The organism is Loktanella sp. M215 (assembly GCF_021735925.1).
Lineage (GTDB): Bacteria > Pseudomonadota > Alphaproteobacteria > Rhodobacterales > Rhodobacteraceae > Loktanella.
In genome coordinates this window covers 924,146-944,123 of sequence record NZ_WMEA01000001.1, presented here as the reverse complement: position 1 = coordinate 944,123, position 19,978 = coordinate 924,146, and the positions used below count along the sequence as shown (strand labels likewise).

Genomic DNA, 19,978 nt, shown 5'->3' with positions numbered 1-19,978 from the left:
TGTCGCGCGATCCGGGCCGGGGATCGTATCATGCGGTCATCACGGGGCGTCGCGGCACGATGCAAGTCTGTTCGTCGTCTTGTTGAACTGAAGATCGTGGACGATCATCAGGGACGGGGGCGCCGGTGGTGCCCCCGTTCGCGATTCTACGGCGCGGTCTTTATCGGTTTCGACCCGAGCGCACCCGCGAGCGCAAAGCTGACGGCGACCAGCGGCAGGCAGAGCCCGAAGGTCCAGCGCAGGCCCACGTGTTCCGCAACGAACCCCAGAAGCGGCGGCCCCAGCAGGAAGGTCACGAAGGAAAACTGTGCAAGTGCCGCGACGTTGAGCGCGGCCGGGCGGTCGCTGCGTTGGGCTGCGGCCGACATGGCCAGCGGAAAGATCGCGGCTGTGCCCGCACCCAACAGCGCGAAGCCCACGAGGGCCACGGGCGCTGAGGGCGCGAAGAAGATCACCAGCACGCCCAGCGCCATGCCGGCCTGCATGATCCGGGCCACGTGATCGGGCGCGTGGCGGTCCACGATGCGGTCGGCGAAATAGCGCGTGATGGCCTGACTGAGCGCCGTGGTCGCCACGGCCAGACCGCCCAGAAACGGCAGCGCGTCGAAGACGGAGCGCATGTAGATGGCGGACCAGTCGATGCTGGCGCCTTCCAGCAGCATCGCGGACAGCGAGACGCCGACCAGCACGATGATGCCCAAGGTCGGTCTTGCAATGGCCGGACCGCCTTCGCTGGTGTCGGTGCCGCGGCGGGGGGCGGGCTGGAAGTCACCTAACAGGACCCAGACCGCCGCGAGGATCAGCGGCAGCACCAAGGCCAGATGCAGCCCCGGAGAGATGCCGAACTGCGCCATCGCGGCGCCGAAGAGGCCTGCACCGAAGAACCCAAAGCTCCAGAAGGCATGGGCGCGGTTCATGATGCGACGGCCCAACGCGGCCTCGGTGCGGTCTGCCTCGACGTTCACGATGACCTCGGTGGCGCCCATGGTCAGGCCTGCGGGAATCAGCAGCAGGAAGAGTGCCAGCGGTGTGGACGCATGGACGGCGATGGCGAAGAACAGCGCCATGAGCGGCAGCAGCAGGAACAGCGCACGGCGATGACCGAGATGCGCGATCACCGGTGCGGCGAGGGTCAGCGAGATCAGCGTGCCGGTCGATGTGCCGATCAGCGCAAGGCCCAGCGCGCCTTCCTCGATCCCCATGGCGCGCTTGATGTCCGGCAGGCGCGGAAAGAGGTTGCCGAGCGCGAAGGCGTAGATCGCGAAGGACGCAAAGACGCGCTGGTGCGGCGCGAGCGGGATGGTGAGGGACATCGGGGCGCTTTCGGAAGAGGTCGCGCGCACATAATCACGGGTCCGCGGCGGGGCCAATGGGGGGATTTCACCCCTATCGGGGCGACGCCTCCGGCGGGAGTATTTGAGGAAAAAGCGAGGTGGCCTGATGGCCGGCGCCACACCGGGATCTTCCGCTGGAGCCTCCGACGGGTGTGAGTCTGGTCAGATAATGCGGATTTTCACGGGCGGTCGGGATCGAGCCAGCCTGCGAGGTTCCGGTCGATGATGCCGCAGAGCGCGTCGATATGCGCGGGATCGTCGTTCAGGCAGGGAATGTAGGTGAAATGCTCGCCGCCTGCATGCTCGAAGGATTCCTTGATCTCTTCGTTGATCTCTTCGAGCGTTTCGATGCAGTCGGCGCTGAAGGCCGGGGCGCAGACGGCGATGCGCTTGATGCCCTCTTCCTCGGCCAGACGGGCGACTTCCTTGACGGTATAGGGCTTGAGCCATTCCTCGGGTCCGAAGCGGGACTGGAAGGTCGTCCGGATTTCGGTCTTGTCCCAGCCCAGACGTTCGCGCAGCAGGCGCGTCGTCTTCTGGCACTGGCAATGGTAGGGATCGCCTTCGCGCAGGTAGCGTTCCGGCACGCCGTGGTAGGAGCAGATCAGCACTTCGGGTTTTTGATCGGCTGCGGCATAGGCGCGTTCGATCGATTGCGCGAGCGCGTCGATATAGGCCGTATCCTCGAAATAGGGGTCGACGATGCGGGCGGTCGGCTGCCATTTTTCCTGCATCAGGGCCTGAAAGAACTTGTCGTTGGCCGTGGCGGACGTGGCACCGGCGTAGTGCGGATAGAGCGGGAAGAAGAGGATCTTGGTGCAGCCGTCCTCGACCATTTCGCGGACCTTGGATTTGGTGGACGGGTTGCCGTAGCGCATGCAAAAATCGACGCGCACGTCGTCACCGTAGCGGGCCTGCATCTGCGCCTTGATCGCCTTGGTCTGGGCTTTCGTGATCGTCAGAAGCGGCGATTCGTTCGCGTCTTCGTTCCAGATCGATTTGTAGTTGGCACCCGAGGTGAACGGCCGCTTCGTCAGGATCACAAGTTGCAGCAGCGGCTGCCAGACCCAGGCGGAGTAGTCGACGACGCGTTTGTCGGACAGGAATTCAGACAGGTAGCGGCGCATCGACCAGTAGTCGTAGCCATCTGGCGTGCCGAGGTTCGCCACGAGGATGCCAACGCGTGCGGGCTTGATCGCGGGGTGGTCCGGGGCGGCGTGCACGGGGCAGGTCGCAGGGCGGTCGGTCGGCTTCTGGTCGAACATGTCCATCATCTTTCCTGTCCCGTGATCAAGAGGGTCAAATAACGGGAAATGTCGTCAGGTCAATCGTCAAGGGGTTTAAGCTGTGTTTCGGCCGTGCCCAATGCGTCAGCCAGTCGCGCCGTTGCAGAGCCCGGCCGCAGGGGTTGCGGCTGGCTGTCGGCGGGCGCCCAGCCGGTCAGGGTCACCACCTCGAACGTGGCGGTGATGCGGCCGTGGCTGTCTGCGAAATGGTCGGTGTAGAGGCGGGCGGCCTCTTGCAGGACGCGGCGACCGGTGGGGCGGCGCAGGCGGGCGTGCAGGGCGTTCGTTTCGCCAAGGGCGCGCAGGTCGCGCATCAGGGCGAAGGCATCAGCGTAGCTGATCCGGATCGTGTCGCTGTCGGCGACGGGCAGGGCGAAGCCGGCGCGCTGCAAAAGCCCGCCAAGGTCGCGGATTTCGGCCATGGGGGCCACGCGAGGCGACAGGCCGCCGGTCAGCCGGGATTCCGCCTCGGCCAGACAGGTGCGCAGCTCGTGCAGGGTCTGGCCGCCGAAGAGGGTGCCGATGAAAAGGCCGTCGGGGGCGAGCGCGCGGCGGGACTGGACCAACTGCCCCACGAGATCGTTCGCCCAGTGCAGCGAGAGGTCGTGGATCAGCAGGTCGTGGCCCGATTCGGTCACCGGCAGGACGTCGGTATCGGGGATCGACGCGGCGTTCGGCAGGATATCGCGCCAGATCGCGGGTGTCGGCGTCACGATCAGGGGGTGCGTAAAGGGCCTGTTAACCTCTTGCAGTCTTTCCTGCAGGTCAGCGGCAATGCGGTCGCGCAGGAACGTGTCGCTGGCACGGGCGCGGTGGCGGGTCAGAGCGGTGCGGTCGGTCAACTGTTGCATGGGGGTCATCTAGGGGCGAATGATGCGAATGCAAAGCGTGATGCGGGAGGTCTATCCGCCGCAATGCGTCGCCTGCGAGGCGCAGGTGGCCGACGATCACGGATTGTGCGGACCCTGTTGGCGGGACACGCGGTTCATTCACGGACTGGTCTGCGAGGCTTGCGGGACGCCGCTGATGGGGCAGGGGGCAGGCCCTGTTCATTGCGACGACTGCATGACGATTGCGCGCCCCTGGGCGCAGGGGCGGGCGGCGGTCGTCTATGACGGGATCGGGCGGCGGATGGTGCTGAACCTCAAGCATGGGGACCGGACGGATCTGGCGGTGCCGGCGGCGCGGTGGATGCTGCACGCGGGCCGCGGGATGATCGCGCCTGACATGGTGGTGGTGCCGGTGCCGGTGCACTGGACCCGGCTGATCGCGCGCCGCTACAATCAGGCGGCGCTGCTGTCGCGGCTGGTGGCGCGGGGGCTGGGGGCGCTGCATGTGCCGGACGCCCTGTGCCGCGTGGTGCGCAGCCCGAAGATGGAAGCGGTCGGGCGTGACGCCCGCTTTGCCGCGCTGCAGGGTGCGATCGCCCCTCATCCGCGCCGGGCGGTGCTGCTGGCCGGGCGCGACGTGCTGATCGTGGATGATGTCATGACGTCGGGGGCGACCCTGGCTGCGGCGACGGAGGCGGCCCATGCGGCGGGTGCACAGCGGGTGTGCGTGCTGACACTGGCGCGGGTCGTGAAGGACACCTAGATTGGGTCAAAGCCTTTGTTAGGAGTCTCCTGCCATGAAACCCGTCGAAATCTACACCACGCCGACCTGCGGCTTTTGCCACGCAGCCAAGCGGTTGCTGTCGTCCAAGGGCGTCAATTTTTCCGAGATCTCTTTGGCGCAACAGCCCGAGAAGCGGTCCGAGATGATGCAGCGGTCCGGCGGCGGGCGCACGGTGCCGCAAATCTTCGTGGGCGAGACCCATGTGGGCGGGTGTGACGACCTTTATGCGCTGGACAAGGCGGGCAAGCTGGACGCCTTGCTGGCCGCATGAGGGCGGCGCTGGTCCAGCTGACCTCTGGCGACGATCCGGGCGCGAACCTGGTGGTGACGCGGGGGATGGTGGCAGAGGCCGCGGCGCAGGGTGCGACGCTGATCTGCACGCCGGAGGTCACGAATTGCGTGAGCCAGGACCGGGTGCGGCAGCGCGCGGTGCTGCGGCATCAGCACGATGATCCGACGCTGGCGGCCTTGCGTGACGATGCGGCGCGGCTGGGGCTGTGGATTGCGATCGGATCGCTGGCGGTCAAGACCGACGATGCTGACGGGCGGTTTGCCAACCGCAGCTTTCTGATCGGGCCGGATGGCGGGATCGCGGCGCGGTACGACAAGATCCACATGTTCGACGTAGCGGTATCCGAGACGGAAAGCTACCGCGAATCAGCAGGTTACCGTCCCGGCGACCGGGCCGTGCTGGTGCGGACGCCGGACGCGGTGCTGGGGTTGACGGTCTGCTATGACCTGCGGTTTCCGTCCCTTTACCGCGATCTTGCGCAGGCGGGGGCAGAGGTCTTGCTGGTGCCGTCGGCGTTCTCTCCGGTCACCGGGGCCGCGCATTGGGAGACGTTGTTGCGCGCGCGGGCGATCGAGACCGGGTGCTTCGTGCTGGCGGCGGCGCAGACGGGGACGCATCCGGCGCAGGCGGGCAAGCCCCGACAGACCTGGGGGCATAGTCTGGCGGTCGCACCCTGGGGCGAGGTGCTGGCGGACGGTGGCACTGCGCCCGGTGTCACGATGGTTGATCTGGATCTGACTTTGGTGTCACAGTCGCGGACGCGTGTGCCGTCCCTGCGCCACGATCGCCCTTACGAAAGCCCCTGATGCCCGATCAGATCCAGCACCTGGCCGTGACCCTGTTCAGCGAATTGCTGGCGGTGGACCAACTGGCGCGGGCCAGCATGGCACGCGTACTGCCGAAGGGCATGGAACTGTCGCATTTTTCCGTGTTGAACCATCTGGCCCATAGCGGGGCAGAGCGCACCCCGGCGCAACTGGCGCAGACCTTTCACCTGACCCGCGGTGCGATGACGAATACGCTGAGCAAGCTGGAATGGGCGGGCTGGGTCCATGTGCGCCCCGACTGGGACGATGCGCGGCGCAAGCTGGTGGCGATCAGCCCGTCGGGCCTGTCGGCGCGCAATGCCGCGATTGCAGCGATCTCTCCACTTGTCGCCGACGTGGTCGCGAAGGTGGGCGAAGACAAGGTGCGGGCCACCCTGCCGGTACTGCGGGAGTTGCGGGCGAAGTTGTCGGATCCGGCCTGACGGCCGGAGCGCTCCGCGCGGGGAGTATTTGGAAAAAAGCGAGGCGGGCGCAGGTGTTCACCTGTCGCGCCTTGGGCCAATCCCCGTTTGGAATCAACGACGGCGGTTCTGCGTCAGGCGGGCTTCGTGGCGGCGGTGACGTAGTTCACGGACAGGTCGGTCGGGGAGGTGGACCAGGTGAACTGCAGGAAATTGAAGACGTAGCCGGTGCGGTCGACGGGGGTGAGGCCGGCGGTGTGCAGCAGCGCGAAGAGTTCGTCCGGGGTGATGAACTTGTTCCAGTCATGGGTGCCTTTGGGCAGCCAGCGCATGACCCATTCCGCCCCGAAGATCGCCATGGCGAAGGATTTCGGGTTGCGGTTGATGGTGGAACACAGGTGCAGGCCGCCCGGCTTCAGCAATTCCTGACAGGCCGTCAGATAGCCCTGTGGGTCGGCCACGTGTTCGACCACCTCCATGTTCAGGACGACGTCGAATTGTTCGCCGCTTGCGGCCATCGCTTCGGCGGTGCCAACGCGGTAGTCGATGGCGAGGCCTGATTGTTCGGCGTGGATCTTGGCCACGGGAATGTTGCGCGGAGCGGCGTCGACGCCCACGACATCGGCGCCGAGGCGCGCCATCGGTTCGCACAACAGACCGCCGCCGCAGCCGATGTCGAGGATGCGTAGGCCGGCGAAGGGGCGATCGGCGGCGGGATCGCGGTTGAACTCCGCGGCGATCTGCCGCGTGATGTAGTCGAGCCGCACCGGGTTCATCATATGCAGCGGCTTGAACTTGCCGGTCTCGTCCCACCATTCCTCGGCCATCGCCTCGAATTTGGCGACTTCGTGGTCGTCGATGGTATTGGTGGACATGGCGGGCCTCGCTTTGGTCAGGTGGGCATGGTTTTAGCCGTATCTGCCCTATATAGGTGTTGCATGGAAAACGTCCCGAGCCAAAAGAGCGCAGCGCAGTATTTGTACCCGCCGAGCGATCCGTTCGATCAGCGGGTGCTGGACGTGGACGATGGTCACAAGGTCTATGTCGAGCAATGCGGCAATCCGGTGGGGATTCCCGTGGTGGTGCTGCACGGCGGACCCGGTGGCGGATGCAGCCCGGCGATGCGGCGGTATTTCGATCCGGCGGTGTTTCGCGTCGTGCTGTTCGACCAGCGCGGCTGCGGGCGATCGCGGCCCCATGCGAGCGTGGTGGCGAATACGACGTGGCATCTGGTCGACGACATTGAGTTGATCCGCAAGACGCTGGGCATCGACCGCTGGATCGTCTTCGGCGGCAGCTGGGGGGCCACGCTGGCGCTGATCTATGCGCAGGCGCATCCCACCCGGGTCGCCGCCCTTGCGCTGCGCGGCGTGTTCCTGATGACGCAGCCGGAGCTGGACTGGTTCTATGGCGGTGGGGCCGGGCGGTTCTGGCCGGACCTGTGGGACCGGTTCGTGCAGCTTATTCCCGAAGGCGAGCGCGGCGATCTGATCGCGGCCTATCACCGGCGGCTGTTTTCCGGCGACATGATGACCGAGACGAAATACGCCCGGGCCTGGGCGCAGTGGGAAAACGCGCTGGCGGCGATGGACAGCGACGGCGTGACGGGAGAAAGCCCCGCAGATTACGCCCGCGCCTTTGCCCGGCTGGAAAACCATTATTTCCAGCACAAGGGGTGGCTGGATGCGGATCACCAGATCCTGGCGCTGACCGACCGGCTGGCAGAGATCCCCGGCGTGATCGTGCAGGGACGCTATGACATGATCTGTCCGCCCGTGTCCGCCTGGACCCTGTCGCGGCAGTGGCCGCAGGGCAAGCTGACCTTGGTGGGCCGTGCGGGGCATGCCCTGTCGGAACCTGCGATCAGCGCGGAACTGGTGCGCGCGATGGACCGGTTCGGGGCGGACCGGGGGCGGCTGGGGCTGTAAGGCCACGCCGCCCTTGCGGTGGCTGCGGCTTTGGTCTATATTGTTTTTCAACAGCGGCGTGCTGGCCTCCACCCCCAGCGCCCAACCGGAATTTTTAACGGGCCGCGCGCCCGTTTTTTTGTGCTTGGAGGAATCCATGAACGACCTGATTGCCAAGGCGGCCATCGACCGCAGGATCGCCGAGATCGTGACCCCCGTCATCGAGGACATGGGGTTCGAGGTCGTGCGCATCCGCCTGATGACCGGCAAGGAATCGACCCTGCAGATCATGGCGCAGAAGCCCGACGGCACGATCGAGGTCGATGAATGCGGCCAGATCAGCACCGCCGTTGGTGCCGTGATGGACGTCGAAGACCCGATCCTTGACAACTATACGCTGGAGGTGTCCAGCCCCGGTATCGACCGCCCCCTGACCCGCCTGAAGGATTTCGAGCAGTGGCAGGGATTCGAGGCCAAGATCGAGACCGATCAGCTGATCGACGGGCGCCGCCGCTTCAAGGGCGAGCTGGCCGGTGTCGAGGATGACGAGGTGTTGATCACCATCGCCGCTGGCGACCACGGCAAGGACGAGGTCACCATCGGTCTGAAATTCGAATGGCTGTCCGACGCCAAGCTGGTGCTGACGGACGAGCTGATCCGCGACGTGCTGCGCGGTCGCAAGGACGCGGGCCAGATCGACGAGGCCCAATTCGACGAGATTGAAACCATCATTGATGGGGATGAGGAGAACACCTGATGGCCATTACTTCCGCAAACCAGCTAGAGCTGCTGCAGACCGCCGAGGCGGTTGCCCGCGAGAAAAACATCGAACCCGGTCTGGTGGTCGAGGCGATGGAAGAATCCCTCGCCCGTGCGGCCAAGTCGCGTTACGGCGCCGAGATGGACATCCGTGTCAGCATCGACCGCAAGACCGGTCGTGCGACCTTTACCCGCGTACGCACGGTCGTCGCGGACGAAGAGTATGAGAATTACCAGTCACAGTTCACGCTGGAAACGGCGAAGGACTGGATCAAGGACGCCAAGATCGGCGACACGCTGGTCGAGGAAGTGCCCCCCGTCGAGCTGGGCCGGATCGCCGCGCAATCGGCCAAGCAGGTCATCCTGCAGAAGGTCCGCGAAGCCGAGCGTGACAAGCAATACGAAGATTTCAAGGATCGTGCCGGCACGATCATCAACGCGCTGGTCAAGCGCGAGGAATACGGCAACGTCATCGTGGACGTCGGCTCTGGCGAGGCGATCCTGCGCCGGAACGAGAAGATCGGTCGCGAAGCTTACCGCCCCAACGACCGCATCCGTTGCTACATCAAGGATGTGCGCCGCGAACAGCGCGGGCCGCAGATCTTCCTGTCGCGGACAGCGCCGGAATTCATGGCCGAGCTCTTCAAGATGGAAGTGCCCGAGATCTATGAGGGCATCATCGAGATCAAGGCCGTGGCCCGCGACCCCGGGTCGCGCGCCAAGATCGCCGTCATTTCCTATGACAGCAGCATCGACCCGGTCGGTGCCTGCGTCGGTATGCGGGGTTCCCGCGTGCAGGCCGTCGTGAACGAGCTGCAGGGCGAGAAGATCGACATCATTCCGTGGAACGAAGACATGCCGACGTTCCTTGTGAACGCGCTGCAGCCTGCCGAAGTCAGCAAGGTCGTGCTGGACGAAGAGGCCGGCAAGATTGAGGTTGTCGTGCCCGAAGAGCAGCTGTCGCTCGCCATTGGGCGTCGCGGTCAGAACGTGCGTCTGGCGTCCCAGCTGACCGGTCTGGATATCGACATCCTGACCGAGGAAGAGGAATCCAAGCGCCGTCAGGCCGAATTCGAACTGCGCACCAAGCTGTTCATGGACACGCTGGATCTGGACGAATTCTTTGCCCAGCTGCTGGTGTCCGAAGGGTTCACGAACCTTGAAGAAGTCGCCTATGTCGAGGCCGAGGAACTGCTGGTCATCGAAGGTGTCGACGCCGACACCGCCGGCGAGTTGCAGGCCCGTGCCCGCGACTATCTGGAGGCGCAGAACAAGAAGGCGCTGGATCACGCCCGCGAGCTGGGCGTCGAGGACAGCCTTATCGGCTTCGAGGGTCTGACCCCGCAGATGGTCGAGGCGCTGGCGATGGACGGCGTCAAGACGCTGGAAGACTTCGCGACCTGTGCCGACTGGGAACTTGCCGGCGGCTGGACGGTTGTCGACGGTCAGCGTCACAAGGACGAAGGCGTGCTGGAAAAGTTCGACCTCAGCCTTGAGGACGCGCAATCCATGGTCATGACGGCCCGTGTGGCGCTGGGCTGGGTCGACCCGGCAGACCTTGTCGGCGATGACGACGATACCGATATGGAAGAGGAGGCGGAGGCCTAAGGGCCTCTGACTGCGCGCATGACCCGTGGCGGATTGAAAAAGACCCTAGAGGACGGACCGGAGCGGCGGTGCATCGTCACCGGCGAGACGCAGCCGAAGTCGGGACTGATCCGTTTCGTGGTCGGCCCCGACAATCAGGTCGTGCCCGACATCTTGGGCAAGCTGCCCGGACGTGGTATGTATGTGGCATCGACTCGGGATGCGCTGGACAAGGCCCGCAAGGGCCAGTTCAGTCGATCGGCCAAGGCGCCGGTCACGGTCCCGGACGGACTGACGGAAGAGGTCGAACGGCAACTGGTCCGGCGCACGCTGGATCTGATTGCGATGGCCCGCAAGGCCGGTCTTGCGGTCTGCGGGTTCGAGAAGGTCAAGGGCTGGCTGGCCGGGGGCGCGCGCGTGCGGGTCCTGCTGCAGGCCGGTGACGGATCAGAGCGCGGCAAGGCCAAGCTTTGGACGCCCGAAGGGGCAAGATATTACAGTTGCCTGAGCGCAGCTGAATTGGGTTTGGCATTTGGGCGGCAAAGTGTGATACATGGCGCGCTCGCGACTGGTGGACTCAGTGACCGTGTTGTAGAGGAAGCCGCAAGACTGCGCGGAATCCGCGAGATTGACGACGGCAATATGGCTGTCGGGAAGGATACATAGCTAGATGAGCGATACTGACGGCAAGAAACCATTGGGCCTTGGCGGGTCGCGTCCGAGCAACGTGAAGCAGAGCTTCAGCCACGGTCGGACCAAGAACGTCGTTGTGGAAACCAAGCGCAAGCGCGTTGTGGTACCCAAGCCCGGAACACCTGCGCCCAAGACCGGCGTGGCCGCTGGCCTGCCGGCCGGTGGCGACCCGTCCAAGCGGCCCGCGGGCATCTCGGACGTCGAACTCGCCCGCCGTATGAAGGCGCTGGCGCTGGCCAAGTCGCGTGAAGTCGAAGAAGCCGCCAAGCGCGAAGCCGAAGAGGCAGCGCGCGCCGAAGAGCGCGACCGGCGTCGTGCCGAGATCGAGGCCAAGGAGGCCGAGGATCGCGAGCGCGAAGAGCGTGCCAAGGCGAAAGCCGAGGAAGAAGAAGAGAAGCGTCGCGCTGCCGAGGCGGCCAAGAACGCGCCTCCGGCACAGGTCAACGCACCTCCGGGGCAGACCGAAGTGGATCGCCCGACGTCCAGCGCACCGCGCAAGGCGACCGAGCGCGAGCGCGAGGCCCAGACCCGCGATACCGCCAAGCCGTCCCGTCAGGACGATGGCCGCCGCGGTGGCAAGCTGACGCTGAACGATGCGCTGACCGGCCGCGAAGGTGGCCGCCAGCGGTCCATGGCGCAGATGAAGCGCAAGCAGGACCGTGCCCGCCAGAAGGCGATGGGCGGTCAGGTCGAGCGTGAAAAGGTCGTGCGTGACGTGCAGTTGCCAGAGGCGATCACCGTCGGCGAACTGGCGAACCGGATGGCCGAACGGACCTCTGACGTCGTCAAGGAACTGATGAAGATGGGCATGATGGTCACTCAGACCGAAACCATCGACGCCGACACGGCAGAACTGCTGATCGAGGAATTCGGCCACAAGGTCGTGCGCGTGTCCGATTCCGACGTGGAACAGGTCATCGACCAGGTCGAGGACAAGGCCGGCGACCTCAAGCCGCGTGCGCCGATCATCACGATCATGGGCCACGTCGACCACGGCAAGACGTCGCTGCTGGACGCGATCCGCAAGACGCGGGTCGTGGCCGGCGAAGCTGGCGGGATCACCCAGCACATCGGCGCCTATCAGGTTGTCACGGAAAGCGGTCAGACGCTGTCGTTCCTCGATACGCCGGGCCACGCCGCCTTCACCTCGATGCGGTCGCGCGGTGCGCAGGTCACGGATATCGTGGTGCTGGTGGTTGCGGCGGACGACGCCGTGATGCCGCAGACGATCGAGGCGATCAACCACGCGAAAGCGGCCAAGGTGCCGATGATCGTGGCGATCAACAAGATGGACAAGCCTTCGGCCAATCCGGACAAGGTGCGGACCGATCTGCTGCAGCACGAGGTCATCGTCGAGAAGATGTCCGGTGATGTGCAGGACGTCGAAGTTTCGGCCGCGACGGGCATGGGTCTGGACAACCTGCTGGAAGCCATCGCGCTGCAGGCAGAGATCCTTGACCTGAAGGCCAACCCCGACCGCGCCGCCATGGGTGCCGTGATCGAGGCGCAGCTTGACGTCGGCCGCGGTCCCGTGGCCACCGTTCTGGTGCAGCACGGCACGCTGAAGCGCGGCGATATCTTTGTCGTCGGCGAACAGTGGGGCAAGGTCCGCGCGCTGATCGACGACAAGGGCGACCGCGTCAACGAGGCCGGTCCGTCCGTCCCCGTCGAGGTGCTGGGTCTGAACGGCACACCCGAGGCCGGCGACGTGCTGAACGTGGTCGAGACCGAGGCGCAGGCGCGTGAAATCGCCGACTACCGGATGAAGGCCGCGAAAGACAAGCGCGCCGCCATCGGGGCCGCGACGACGCTGGAACAGCTGATGGCGAACGCCAAGGCGAACCAGAGCGTCAGCGAGTTGCCGATCGTGGTGAAGGCTGACGTGCAAGGCTCTGCCGAGGCGATCGTCCAGGCGATGGAGAAGATCGGCAACGACGAGGTGCGCGTCCGCGTGCTGCACTCTGGCGTCGGTGCCATCACCGAGACGGACATCGGTCTGGCCGAAGCGTCTGGCGCGCCCGTCATCGGCTTCAACGTGCGGGCCAATGCGACGGCGCGCAACGTGGCCAACCAGAAGGGTGTGGAGATCCGGTATTATTCGGTCATCTACGCCCTCGTGGACGACATCAAGCAGGCGGCCTCTGGCCTTCTGTCAAACGAGATCCGCGAAAAGTTCATCGGCTATGCCAACATCAAGGAGGTCTTCAAGGTCTCCAACGTGGGCAACGTCGCGGGCTGTCTGGTCACCGAAGGCGTGGCGCGGCGTTCCGCCGGCGTTCGTCTGCTGCGCGACAACGTGGTGATCCACGAAGGCACGCTGAAGACCTTGAAGCGTTTCAAGGACGAGGTTGCCGAAGTGCAGTCCGGTCAGGAATGCGGCATGGCCTTCGAGAACTACGAGGATATCCGCCCCGGCGACGTGATCGAGATCTTCGAGCGCGAGTCGGTGGAGCGTAATCTGTAAAGGGTTGCTGCCCTTAGAATAGTGAAGGCCCGTCAGCGTTGCTGGCGGGCCTTTTTCTTTGCGTTTATCTGGTCGGATGAACGGAGGGGGCGGCGCCTTGGGCGGCGCCGGATTTTGAGTATTTTGGAAAAAGCGAGGACAGGCCGTCAGAGCCAGTCGCGCAGGATCGGGATCAGGGGGATGTCGGCGGGCGGCATGGGGTAGTGGGTCAGATCGTTCGCGCGGACCCATTTGAGGGTCTGCCCCTCGCGCCCCTGCGGTGTGCCCTGCCATTTACGGCAGGCGTAGAGCGGCATCAGCAGGTGGAAATCGTCGTAGGTGTGGCTGGCAAAGGTCAGCGGCGCGAGGCAGGAGGCCCAGGTGTCGATGCCGAGCTCCTCTTGCAGCTCGCGGATCAGGGCCTGTTCCGGCGTTTCGCCTGCATCGACTTTCCCGCCGGGGAATTCCCAGAGGCCGGCGAGGGACTTGCCTTCGGGCCTCTGGGCTAACAACACGCGCCCGTCCACGTCGATCAGTGCGACGGCAGAGACGAGCAGGATCTTCACGAGCGGTAGTCGGCGTTGATCGTGATGTAGGCGTGGGTCAGGTCGCAGGTCCAGACCGTGCTGGTGCCGGACCCAAGCCCGAGGTCGATGTTGATGTCGATGTCCGGGTTTTTCATGTAGGCGGCGCATTTTTCTTCGGAATACTCCGGTGCGCGCCAGCCGTCCCGGGCCAGCACCAGATCGCCCAGCCGGATCGTCAGGGTGTCGCGGTCGGCCTGCGCGCCGGATTTGCCGACGGCCATGACGATGCGGCCCCAGTTCGGGTCTTCGCCGGCCACGGCGGTCTTAACCAGCGGGCTGTTCGCCGTCGCCATGGCGACGAGGCGCGCGTTGGCATCGGAGGCGGCACCGGTGACCTTGATCGTGACGAACTTCGTGGCGCCCTCGCCGTCGCGCACGACTTGGTGGGACAGGTCGAGCATCACTGTGTGCAGGGCTTCTTCGAAGGCCGCGTTACCGGTCACGTCGACGCCGGAGGTGCCGGTCGCGGCCAGCATCAGGCTGTCGGAGGTGGACGTATCGCTGTCCACGGTGATGTTGTTGAAGGTCCGGTCGGTCAGGCGGCCCAGCATGTCCTGCAGGGGCTGCCAGGCGATCTTCGCGTCGGTAAAGATGTAGACCAGCATCGTCGCCATGTCGGGGGCGATCATGCCGGATCCCTTGGCGATGCCAGCGATTTTCACGGATTTGCCGTCGATGGTGACAGTCTGCGTCGATCCCTTAGGGAAGGTGTCGGTCGTCATGATGGCGCGAGCAGCGTCGTTCATCGCGGTGGGGGACTGCGCCTCTTTCAGTTCGTCGATCTTGGCCACGATCCGGTCGTGGGGCAGCGGTTCACCGATGACGCCGGTGGACGCGGTGAAGACGCGGCCCGCGTCGATCCCGGTGGCGGCGGCCACGGCGTCGCAGATCGCCGCGACGGATGTGGTGCCCGCCTTGCCGGTAAAGGCATTGGAGTTGCCGGAGTTCACGAGGATCGCCGCGGCGCCGTCACCGGCGCCCAGCTTGGACTGGCAGTCCAGCACCGGGGCCGAACGCGTCGCGCTGCGGGTGAAAACACCGGCGACGGTGCTGCCGGCGGCAAGCACCGCCAGCATCACGTCGGTCCGGTTCTTGTATTTCACCCCCGCCTGCGCGGCTGCAAAGGTGACGCCGTCGATGACGGGCAGGTCAGGAAATGCGGCGGGCGCAAGCGGGGACAGGGCCATGAGTTACTTCTCCAGCAGGTCGAGGTTGGTCAGGACGGCGGGGTCGATGCTGCCATCCTCTGGCAGGGTGATCTCGGCGTTGGCCTTCAGCTCTTCGATCTTGGCGAGGATGACGGCCTCTTGCAGGTTGCTGACGATCTCGGGCTTCATCTCTTCCAGCGTCGGGACCGGCTTTTCGCGGGTCTCGTTCAGCTTGATGATGTGCCAGCCGAACTGCGTCTGGACCGGGCCGGACACGTCGCCGGGTTCCATGCCGTCCAGTGCCGTTTCGAACTCGGCAACCATCTGGCCCGGTCCGAACCAGCCCAGCTCTCCGCCCGTCGGGCCGGAGGGACCGGTGGAGACTTCTGTCGCCACGGCCGCGAAGTCTTCACCGGCGTTGATCCGCTCTTGCGCGGCTTCGGCGGCTTCCTTCGTCTCGACCAGCAGGTGGCTGGCGTTCCATTCCATGACGGGGTCGGCGGCGGCAGCGGCGGTCATCTCGTCATAGGCGGCCTGAATGGCCTCGTCGGTGACGGCGGTGGCGCTGAGGTCGGTGATGACCTCGCCCGCGCGCAGGGAACGTTCCTCGTTCGCCATCGCCCAGCCGACACGCGCCGGCACGTCGGTCAGACTGTTGGACAGCAACTGCTGCTGCACGACCTGATCGAGGATGCCCTGATAGATCACGTCTGGCGGAAACTGGTTGTACTGCTGCGGCAACTGGCTGCGTGCGATGATCAGCTGGCCGAGAGTGATGTCGGTCCCGTCGACGGTGGCGACGACGGTCGCGGGATCGGCGGTGACCGGTGCAGCGGTGGCCGCATCCGCTGCGGGAGCGTCCGTTGCCGGTGCATCTGTCGCCGGTGCTTCGGTTGCGGGGGCCTCGGTCGTGGTGGTGTCCTGCGCCTGAACGGCGCTTGTCAGGGTCAGCGCCATCGCAGCCGAGCCCAGCAGATAGGTCAATTTCGACATCGTTTACGTCCTTACTCTCCTGCACCCCAACGGGGCACAACGTTGACAGTTTTCAGCCCGCCCCTTACATCGCTGTCAAGCCTTGAGGGGGCTGGTCTTGCTGCCTTGTTTAGGGGCCTTGGCATACGCCTACAAGCAACCTCCTCTCACATCGGTATCACAGGGGCGGCACAGGTCCGCTTGGAGAGCACATGCTGGGTCTTGGAACGATTGCGAAAAGGGTCTTCGGGACCGCGAATGACCGCAAGGTCAAGGCCGTGCGCCCCCTGATCGAGCGGATCAACGCGCTGGAGCCGGAGTTTACCGCGCTGTCCGACGACCAGATCAAGGAACGTACGCGCGACCTGCAGGCGCGGGCGCAAGCGGGCGAGAGCCTTGACGACATGCTGCCCGAAGCCTTTGCCAACTGCCGCGAGGCGGCGCGCCGGGCGCTTGGCCTGCGCGCCTTTGATACGCAGCTGATGGGCGGGATCTTTCTGCATCAGGGTAACATTGCCGAGATGAAGACCGGCGAGGGCAAGACCCTTGTCGCGACCTTCCCGGCCTATCTGAACGCGCTGTCGGGCAAGGGCGTCCATATCGTCACGGTGAACGACTACCTCGCGCGGCGCGACGCCGACTGGATGAGCAAGGTCTACGGCGCGCTGGGTCTGACGACCGGCGTCGTGGTGCCGCAGCAGCCCGAAGAGGAAAAGCGCACAGCCTACCAGTGCGACGTGACCTATGCCACGAACAACGAACTGGGGTTCGATTACCTGCGCGACAACATGCGGTCCGAACTGTCGCAGATGTACCAGCGCCCGCATAACTTCGCGATCGTGGACGAAGTCGACTCCATCCTGATTGACGAGGCGCGGACGCCGCTGATCATCTCTGGCCCGGCACAGGACCGCAGCCAGATGTACCGCGACATCGACACGATCGTGCCGGGGATCATCGACGACCATTTCACGCTGGACGAAAAGCAGCGGTCCGTCAGCTTTACCGACGAAGGCAACGATTACCTTGAAGAAGCGCTGTCGCGCAAAGGCCTGCTGCCGGAAGGTCAGACGCTGTACGATCCCGAAAGCGCGTCGCTGGTGCACCACACCAGTCAGGCGCTGAAGGCGCACAAGTTGTTCGCCAAGGACAAGGATTATATCGTCCGCAACGACGAGATCGTGCTGATCGACGAATTCACGGGCCGCATGATGACCGGCCGCCGCCTGTCCGACGGTCTGCATCAGGCGATCGAGGCCAAGGAAGGTGTCAGCATCCGGCCAGAGAACGTGACGCTGGCGTCGGTGACATTCCAGAACTACTTCCGCCTGTACGCCAAGCTTGGCGGCATGACCGGCACGGCGCTGACCGAGGCCGATGAATTCATGGAAATCTACGGCCTTGGCGTGGTCGAGGTGCCGACGAACCGTCCGATCCAGCGGCAGGACGAACACGATCAGGTCTACCGCACCGCGCGCGAAAAATTCGAGGGCGTGGTCAAGGAGATCAAGGAAGCGAATGCCAAGCAGCAGCCGATCCTCGTCGGCACGACAAGCATCGAGAAATCCGAATTCCTGTCCAATCTGCTGAAGGGCGAGGGCATCCCGCACAACGTCCTGAACGCCCGCCAGCACGAGCAGGAAGCGCAGATCATCGCGGATGCCGGCAAGCTGGGCGCCGTCACCATCGCCACCAACATGGCCGGGCGCGGCACCGACATCCAGCTGGGCGGCAACGTGGAGCTGAAGGTGATCGAGGCGCTGGACGCCGATCCCGAGGCCGAGCCCGACCAGATCCGCGAGCGCATCGAGGCGGAACATGCGGATGAAAAGAAGAAGGTGCTGGAAACCGGCGGTCTGTTCGTGCTGGCCACGGAACGTCACGAATCACGTCGGATCGACAACCAGTTGCGCGGACGCTCTGGCCGTCAGGGCGACCCGGGCCGGTCGTCGTTCTTCCTGTCGCTTGATGACGATCTGATGCGGATCTTCGGGTCCGAACGTCTGGACAAGGTGCTGTCGACGCTGGGCATGAAAGAAGGCGAGGCGATCGTGCACCCTTGGGTGAACAAGTCGCTGGAACGCGCGCAGGCCAAGGTCGAAGGGCGCAACTTTGACATCCGCAAGCAGCTGCTGAAATTCGACGACGTGATGAACGAACAGCGCAAGGTGATCTTTGGCCAGCGCCGCGAGATCATGGAAGCGCAGGACCTGTCAGAGATCGCCCGCGACATGCGCCATCAGGTGATCGAGGACATGGTCGACGAGCACATGCCGCCGCGCAGCTATTCCGACCAGTGGACGACAGAGGCGCTGTATGCCGATGTGATCCAGAACCTTGGCATGGACGTCCCCGTCATGGCCTGGGCGCAGGAAGAAGGCGTCGACGCCGATGTCATGCGCGAACGGCTGGAGCAGGCCTCTGACGAGCATATGGCGAAGAAGGAAGAAGCCTTTGGCGCTGACACGATCCGCAATATCGAAAAGCAGGTGCTGCTGCAGACCATCGACGCCAAGTGGCGCGAGCATCTGGTGACGCTGGAACACCTGCGGTCGGTCGTCGGGTTCCGTGGCTATGCGCAGCGCGATCCCCTGAACGAATACAAGACCGAAGGCTTCCAGCTGTTCGAACGGCTGCTGGACGGTCTGCGGCTGGATGTGACGCAAAAGCTGGGTCAGATCCAGCCGATGACGGCGGAACAGCAGGCCCAGATGGTGGCGCAACTGCGTCAGCAACAGGCCGCTGCCGCACCGGCACCCGATGAAACCGTCGAACGGGCGACCTCTGCCGCCACACCGGGCGATGCCACGGCCCGCGAAGGTTTTGTCGCGGATGATCCCAGCACCTGGGGCAATCCGGCGCGCAACGATGCCTGCCCCTGTGGGTCGGGGAAGAAGTTCAAGCATTGCCACGGCGCCCTCTGACGCAGGGCTTCGCCACATTCATGTCATGTTAAGACCTTGCCGCGGTCCCTCTACGGACACCGCGGCACTGCAAACCGACTTCGTATCCCACTCGGATCAGGAGACGGCAGATGAGACAGACGGCACGCAGGGCGATCACGGCAGGCACGACATTCGCAGTCGCGCTGAGTATTGGTTTCGTGATGCAGTATGGCGATGCGCTGGCGTCACGCTTGGGCGTTGACGAACCCGTCGAGGGGCCAGACCAGCGCGCTGACGATGCCGCCGTCGCCTTGACCCCGGCCGTCGCGGCGCAACGCCCGTCGGTGGACTGGACGGTGCCGGTTGCAATGCCGCAGGAAATCGCCGTGCCGCAGATGCAATCGATCGGACCTGTCAGCCTGACGGACACCGCTGCCCCCACGCTGGCGCTTCCAGCGACGGACATGCTGACCCCGATCCCCGCCAAGGCCGATGTCTTGCCAGAGGTTCTGCCGATCGACACCGCGCCCGCCGCGACACCCTCATGCGCCGCCGACATGACGGCAGAGGTTCTGCCGCTTGCCATGGTGCGTCTGTCCCTGACGGATGCCTGCCACCCGCTGGCTACGGTAAAGATTCACCACCGGGGGATGATGTTCAGCGCGCTGACCGACGCTGCGGGCCACCTGCAGGTCGATGTGCCGGCCCTCGTCACCGATGCGCTGTTCATCGCCGATTTCAATGATGGACCGGGTGCCGCGATTGCGGTCGACGTGCCGGGGCTGGATGACCTTGACCGGGCTGTTCTGCAATGGCGCGGTGAGGCAGGGATGCAGCTGCACGCGCTGGAATTCGGCGCGGGCTACGACGATGCGGGGCATATCTGGTCCGCCAGCGCCGGCACGCCGGAAGCCGCTGCCGCCGGCACCGGCGGATTCATCACGACGCTTGGCGATGTCGCGATCAGCGATGCGCTGCATGCCGAAATCTATACCTTTCCCAGCGGTCACGCCGCCCTTGACGGTCAGGTGATCCTGAACGTCGAAACCGAGGTGACCAACCGCAACTGCGGGCGCGACGTGGCTGCGCAAAGCATCCAGATCGGCCCGCGTCAGCCGCCCCATGCCGTCGACCTGACCATGACAATGCCGGACTGCGATGCGATCGGTGAATTTCTTGTGTTGAAAAATATGTTTGCGGACCTGACACTCGCGGCGCAATGACGCCACAGCGACGATCCGGA

Annotated in this window: 18 protein-coding genes; 11 read left to right on the top strand and 7 right to left on the bottom strand. The window is 64.9% G+C overall.

Features of this window, described 5'->3' with window-relative positions:
• Nucleotides 1–146: 146 nt before the first annotated feature.
• The 3 genes from GLR48_RS04570 to GLR48_RS04560 all read right to left on the bottom strand — a co-directional run bounded on the left by GLR48_RS04570 (nucleotide 147) and on the right by GLR48_RS04560 (nucleotide 3,480).
• Nucleotides 147–1,313: an MFS transporter gene (locus tag GLR48_RS04570; protein ID WP_237059109.1), complete on the bottom strand. Its 1,167-nt coding sequence runs from the start codon at nucleotides 1,311–1,313 to the stop codon at nucleotides 147–149.
• Nucleotides 1,314–1,513: 200 nt separating this feature from the next.
• Nucleotides 1,514–2,605, bottom strand: a complete 1,092-nt coding sequence (gene hemH, locus GLR48_RS04565; protein ID WP_237059107.1) for a ferrochelatase — start codon at nucleotides 2,603–2,605, stop codon at nucleotides 1,514–1,516.
• A 53-nt stretch (nucleotides 2,606–2,658) separates the two neighbouring features.
• Complete coding sequence (locus GLR48_RS04560; protein ID WP_237059105.1) at nucleotides 2,659–3,480, bottom strand: SAM-dependent methyltransferase; 822 nt, start codon at nucleotides 3,478–3,480, stop codon at nucleotides 2,659–2,661.
• A 13-nt stretch (nucleotides 3,481–3,493) separates the two neighbouring features.
• On the opposite strand from GLR48_RS04560, the gene GLR48_RS04555 reads away from it, so the two are divergent.
• From GLR48_RS04555 to GLR48_RS04540, 4 genes are read left to right on the top strand one after another with little or no spacing between them, the layout of a single operon-like run.
• Nucleotides 3,494–4,213 (top strand): double zinc ribbon domain-containing protein, encoded by a 720-nt coding sequence (locus GLR48_RS04555; RefSeq protein ID WP_237059103.1) that lies wholly within the window; start codon nucleotides 3,494–3,496, stop codon nucleotides 4,211–4,213.
• 34 nt (nucleotides 4,214–4,247) lie between these two features.
• A complete protein-coding gene (gene grxC / locus GLR48_RS04550) occupies nucleotides 4,248–4,505 on the top strand; it encodes a glutaredoxin 3 (protein ID WP_237059102.1) in 258 nt (85 codons plus the stop codon).
• Nucleotides 4,502–5,332 carry a carbon-nitrogen hydrolase family protein gene (locus GLR48_RS04545; RefSeq protein ID WP_237059101.1) on the top strand — a complete coding sequence of 277 codons (831 nt, stop codon included), beginning with the start codon at nucleotides 4,502–4,504 and terminating at the stop codon, nucleotides 5,330–5,332. The genes grxC and GLR48_RS04545 overlap by 4 nt, the downstream gene beginning before the upstream one ends.
• Nucleotides 5,332–5,775 carry a MarR family winged helix-turn-helix transcriptional regulator gene (locus tag GLR48_RS04540; RefSeq protein ID WP_237059100.1) on the top strand — a complete coding sequence of 148 codons (444 nt, stop codon included), beginning with the start codon at nucleotides 5,332–5,334 and terminating at the stop codon, nucleotides 5,773–5,775. Before GLR48_RS04545 ends, GLR48_RS04540 begins: the two co-directional genes overlap by 1 nt.
• 113 nt (nucleotides 5,776–5,888) lie before the next feature.
• Here the strand turns inward: GLR48_RS04540 and ubiG are convergent, their stop codons facing one another.
• Entirely contained in the window at nucleotides 5,889–6,629 is a 741-nt protein-coding gene (ubiG, locus tag GLR48_RS04535) for a bifunctional 2-polyprenyl-6-hydroxyphenol methylase/3-demethylubiquinol 3-O-methyltransferase UbiG (protein WP_237059099.1), read from the bottom strand.
• Between the two features lie 63 nt (nucleotides 6,630–6,692).
• Here ubiG and pip point away from each other — a divergent pair, with 63 nt between their 5' ends.
• From pip to infB, 5 genes are all read left to right on the top strand, one after another.
• Entirely contained in the window at nucleotides 6,693–7,682 is a 990-nt protein-coding gene (gene pip / locus GLR48_RS04530; RefSeq protein WP_237059098.1) for a prolyl aminopeptidase, read from the top strand.
• Between the two features lie 136 nt (nucleotides 7,683–7,818).
• Nucleotides 7,819–8,418 carry a ribosome maturation factor RimP gene (gene rimP, locus GLR48_RS04525; protein ID WP_237059097.1) on the top strand — a complete coding sequence of 200 codons (600 nt, stop codon included), beginning with the start codon at nucleotides 7,819–7,821 and terminating at the stop codon, nucleotides 8,416–8,418.
• A complete protein-coding gene (gene nusA, locus GLR48_RS04520) occupies nucleotides 8,418–10,028 on the top strand; it encodes a transcription termination factor NusA (RefSeq protein WP_237059096.1) in 1,611 nt (536 codons plus the stop codon). Before rimP ends, nusA begins: the two co-directional genes overlap by 1 nt.
• Nucleotides 10,029–10,046: 18 nt before the next feature.
• Nucleotides 10,047–10,673 carry an RNA-binding protein gene (locus tag GLR48_RS04515; RefSeq protein ID WP_237059094.1) on the top strand — a complete coding sequence of 209 codons (627 nt, stop codon included), beginning with the start codon at nucleotides 10,047–10,049 and terminating at the stop codon, nucleotides 10,671–10,673.
• 4 nt (nucleotides 10,674–10,677) lie between these two features.
• Nucleotides 10,678–13,164, top strand: a complete 2,487-nt coding sequence (gene infB, locus GLR48_RS04510) for a translation initiation factor IF-2 (RefSeq protein WP_237059093.1) — start codon at nucleotides 10,678–10,680, stop codon at nucleotides 13,162–13,164.
• A gap of 146 nt (nucleotides 13,165–13,310) precedes the next feature.
• On the opposite strand, the gene mutT is transcribed toward infB, so the two are convergent.
• From mutT to GLR48_RS04495, 3 genes are read right to left on the bottom strand one after another with little or no spacing between them, the layout of a single operon-like run.
• A complete protein-coding gene (mutT, locus tag GLR48_RS04505; RefSeq protein WP_237059091.1) occupies nucleotides 13,311–13,709 on the bottom strand; it encodes an 8-oxo-dGTP diphosphatase MutT in 399 nt (132 codons plus the stop codon).
• Nucleotides 13,706–14,917: a bifunctional glutamate N-acetyltransferase/amino-acid acetyltransferase ArgJ gene (gene argJ, locus GLR48_RS04500; RefSeq protein ID WP_237059089.1), complete on the bottom strand. Its 1,212-nt coding sequence runs from the start codon at nucleotides 14,915–14,917 to the stop codon at nucleotides 13,706–13,708. Before argJ ends, mutT begins: the two co-directional genes overlap by 4 nt.
• 3 nt (nucleotides 14,918–14,920) lie before the next feature.
• Nucleotides 14,921–15,871, bottom strand: a complete 951-nt coding sequence (locus tag GLR48_RS04495; RefSeq protein WP_237059087.1) for a peptidylprolyl isomerase — start codon at nucleotides 15,869–15,871, stop codon at nucleotides 14,921–14,923.
• Between the two features lie 191 nt (nucleotides 15,872–16,062).
• Here GLR48_RS04495 and secA point away from each other — a divergent pair, with 191 nt between their 5' ends.
• A complete protein-coding gene (gene secA / locus GLR48_RS04490) occupies nucleotides 16,063–18,774 on the top strand; it encodes a preprotein translocase subunit SecA (protein WP_237059085.1) in 2,712 nt (903 codons plus the stop codon).
• Between the two features lie 110 nt (nucleotides 18,775–18,884).
• Nucleotides 18,885–19,958, top strand: a complete 1,074-nt coding sequence (locus tag GLR48_RS04485; RefSeq protein WP_237059083.1) for a hypothetical protein — start codon at nucleotides 18,885–18,887, stop codon at nucleotides 19,956–19,958.
• Nucleotides 19,959–19,978: the final 20 nt, after the last annotated feature.

Excerpts from the sequence above, each read along its gene's own strand:
- GLR48_RS04555 (WP_237059103.1), top strand. The coding sequence starts at position 3,494 with ATGCGAATGCAAAGCGTGATGCGGGAGGTCTATCCGCCGCAATGCGTC.
- pip (WP_237059098.1), top strand. The coding sequence starts at position 6,693 with ATGGAAAACGTCCCGAGCCAAAAGAGCGCAGCGCAGTATTTGTACCCG.
- GLR48_RS04560 (WP_237059105.1), bottom strand. The coding sequence starts at position 3,480 with ATGACCCCCATGCAACAGTTGACCGACCGCACCGCTCTGACCCGCCAC.
- GLR48_RS04570 (WP_237059109.1), bottom strand. The coding sequence starts at position 1,313 with ATGTCCCTCACCATCCCGCTCGCGCCGCACCAGCGCGTCTTTGCGTCC.
- argJ (WP_237059089.1), bottom strand. The coding sequence starts at position 14,917 with ATGGCCCTGTCCCCGCTTGCGCCCGCCGCATTTCCTGACCTGCCCGTC.
- hemH (WP_237059107.1), bottom strand. The coding sequence starts at position 2,605 with ATGGACATGTTCGACCAGAAGCCGACCGACCGCCCTGCGACCTGCCCC.
- secA (WP_237059085.1), top strand. The coding sequence starts at position 16,063 with ATGCTGGGTCTTGGAACGATTGCGAAAAGGGTCTTCGGGACCGCGAAT.
- rimP (WP_237059097.1), top strand. The coding sequence starts at position 7,819 with ATGAACGACCTGATTGCCAAGGCGGCCATCGACCGCAGGATCGCCGAG.
- GLR48_RS04515 (WP_237059094.1), top strand. The coding sequence starts at position 10,047 with ATGACCCGTGGCGGATTGAAAAAGACCCTAGAGGACGGACCGGAGCGG.
- GLR48_RS04540 (WP_237059100.1), top strand. The coding sequence starts at position 5,332 with ATGCCCGATCAGATCCAGCACCTGGCCGTGACCCTGTTCAGCGAATTG.
- ubiG (WP_237059099.1), bottom strand. The coding sequence starts at position 6,629 with ATGTCCACCAATACCATCGACGACCACGAAGTCGCCAAATTCGAGGCG.
- infB (WP_237059093.1), top strand. The coding sequence starts at position 10,678 with ATGAGCGATACTGACGGCAAGAAACCATTGGGCCTTGGCGGGTCGCGT.
- GLR48_RS04485 (WP_237059083.1), top strand. The coding sequence starts at position 18,885 with ATGAGACAGACGGCACGCAGGGCGATCACGGCAGGCACGACATTCGCA.
- GLR48_RS04545 (WP_237059101.1), top strand. The coding sequence starts at position 4,502 with ATGAGGGCGGCGCTGGTCCAGCTGACCTCTGGCGACGATCCGGGCGCG.
- nusA (WP_237059096.1), top strand. The coding sequence starts at position 8,418 with ATGGCCATTACTTCCGCAAACCAGCTAGAGCTGCTGCAGACCGCCGAG.
- GLR48_RS04495 (WP_237059087.1), bottom strand. The coding sequence starts at position 15,871 with ATGTCGAAATTGACCTATCTGCTGGGCTCGGCTGCGATGGCGCTGACC.
- grxC (WP_237059102.1), top strand. The coding sequence starts at position 4,248 with ATGAAACCCGTCGAAATCTACACCACGCCGACCTGCGGCTTTTGCCAC.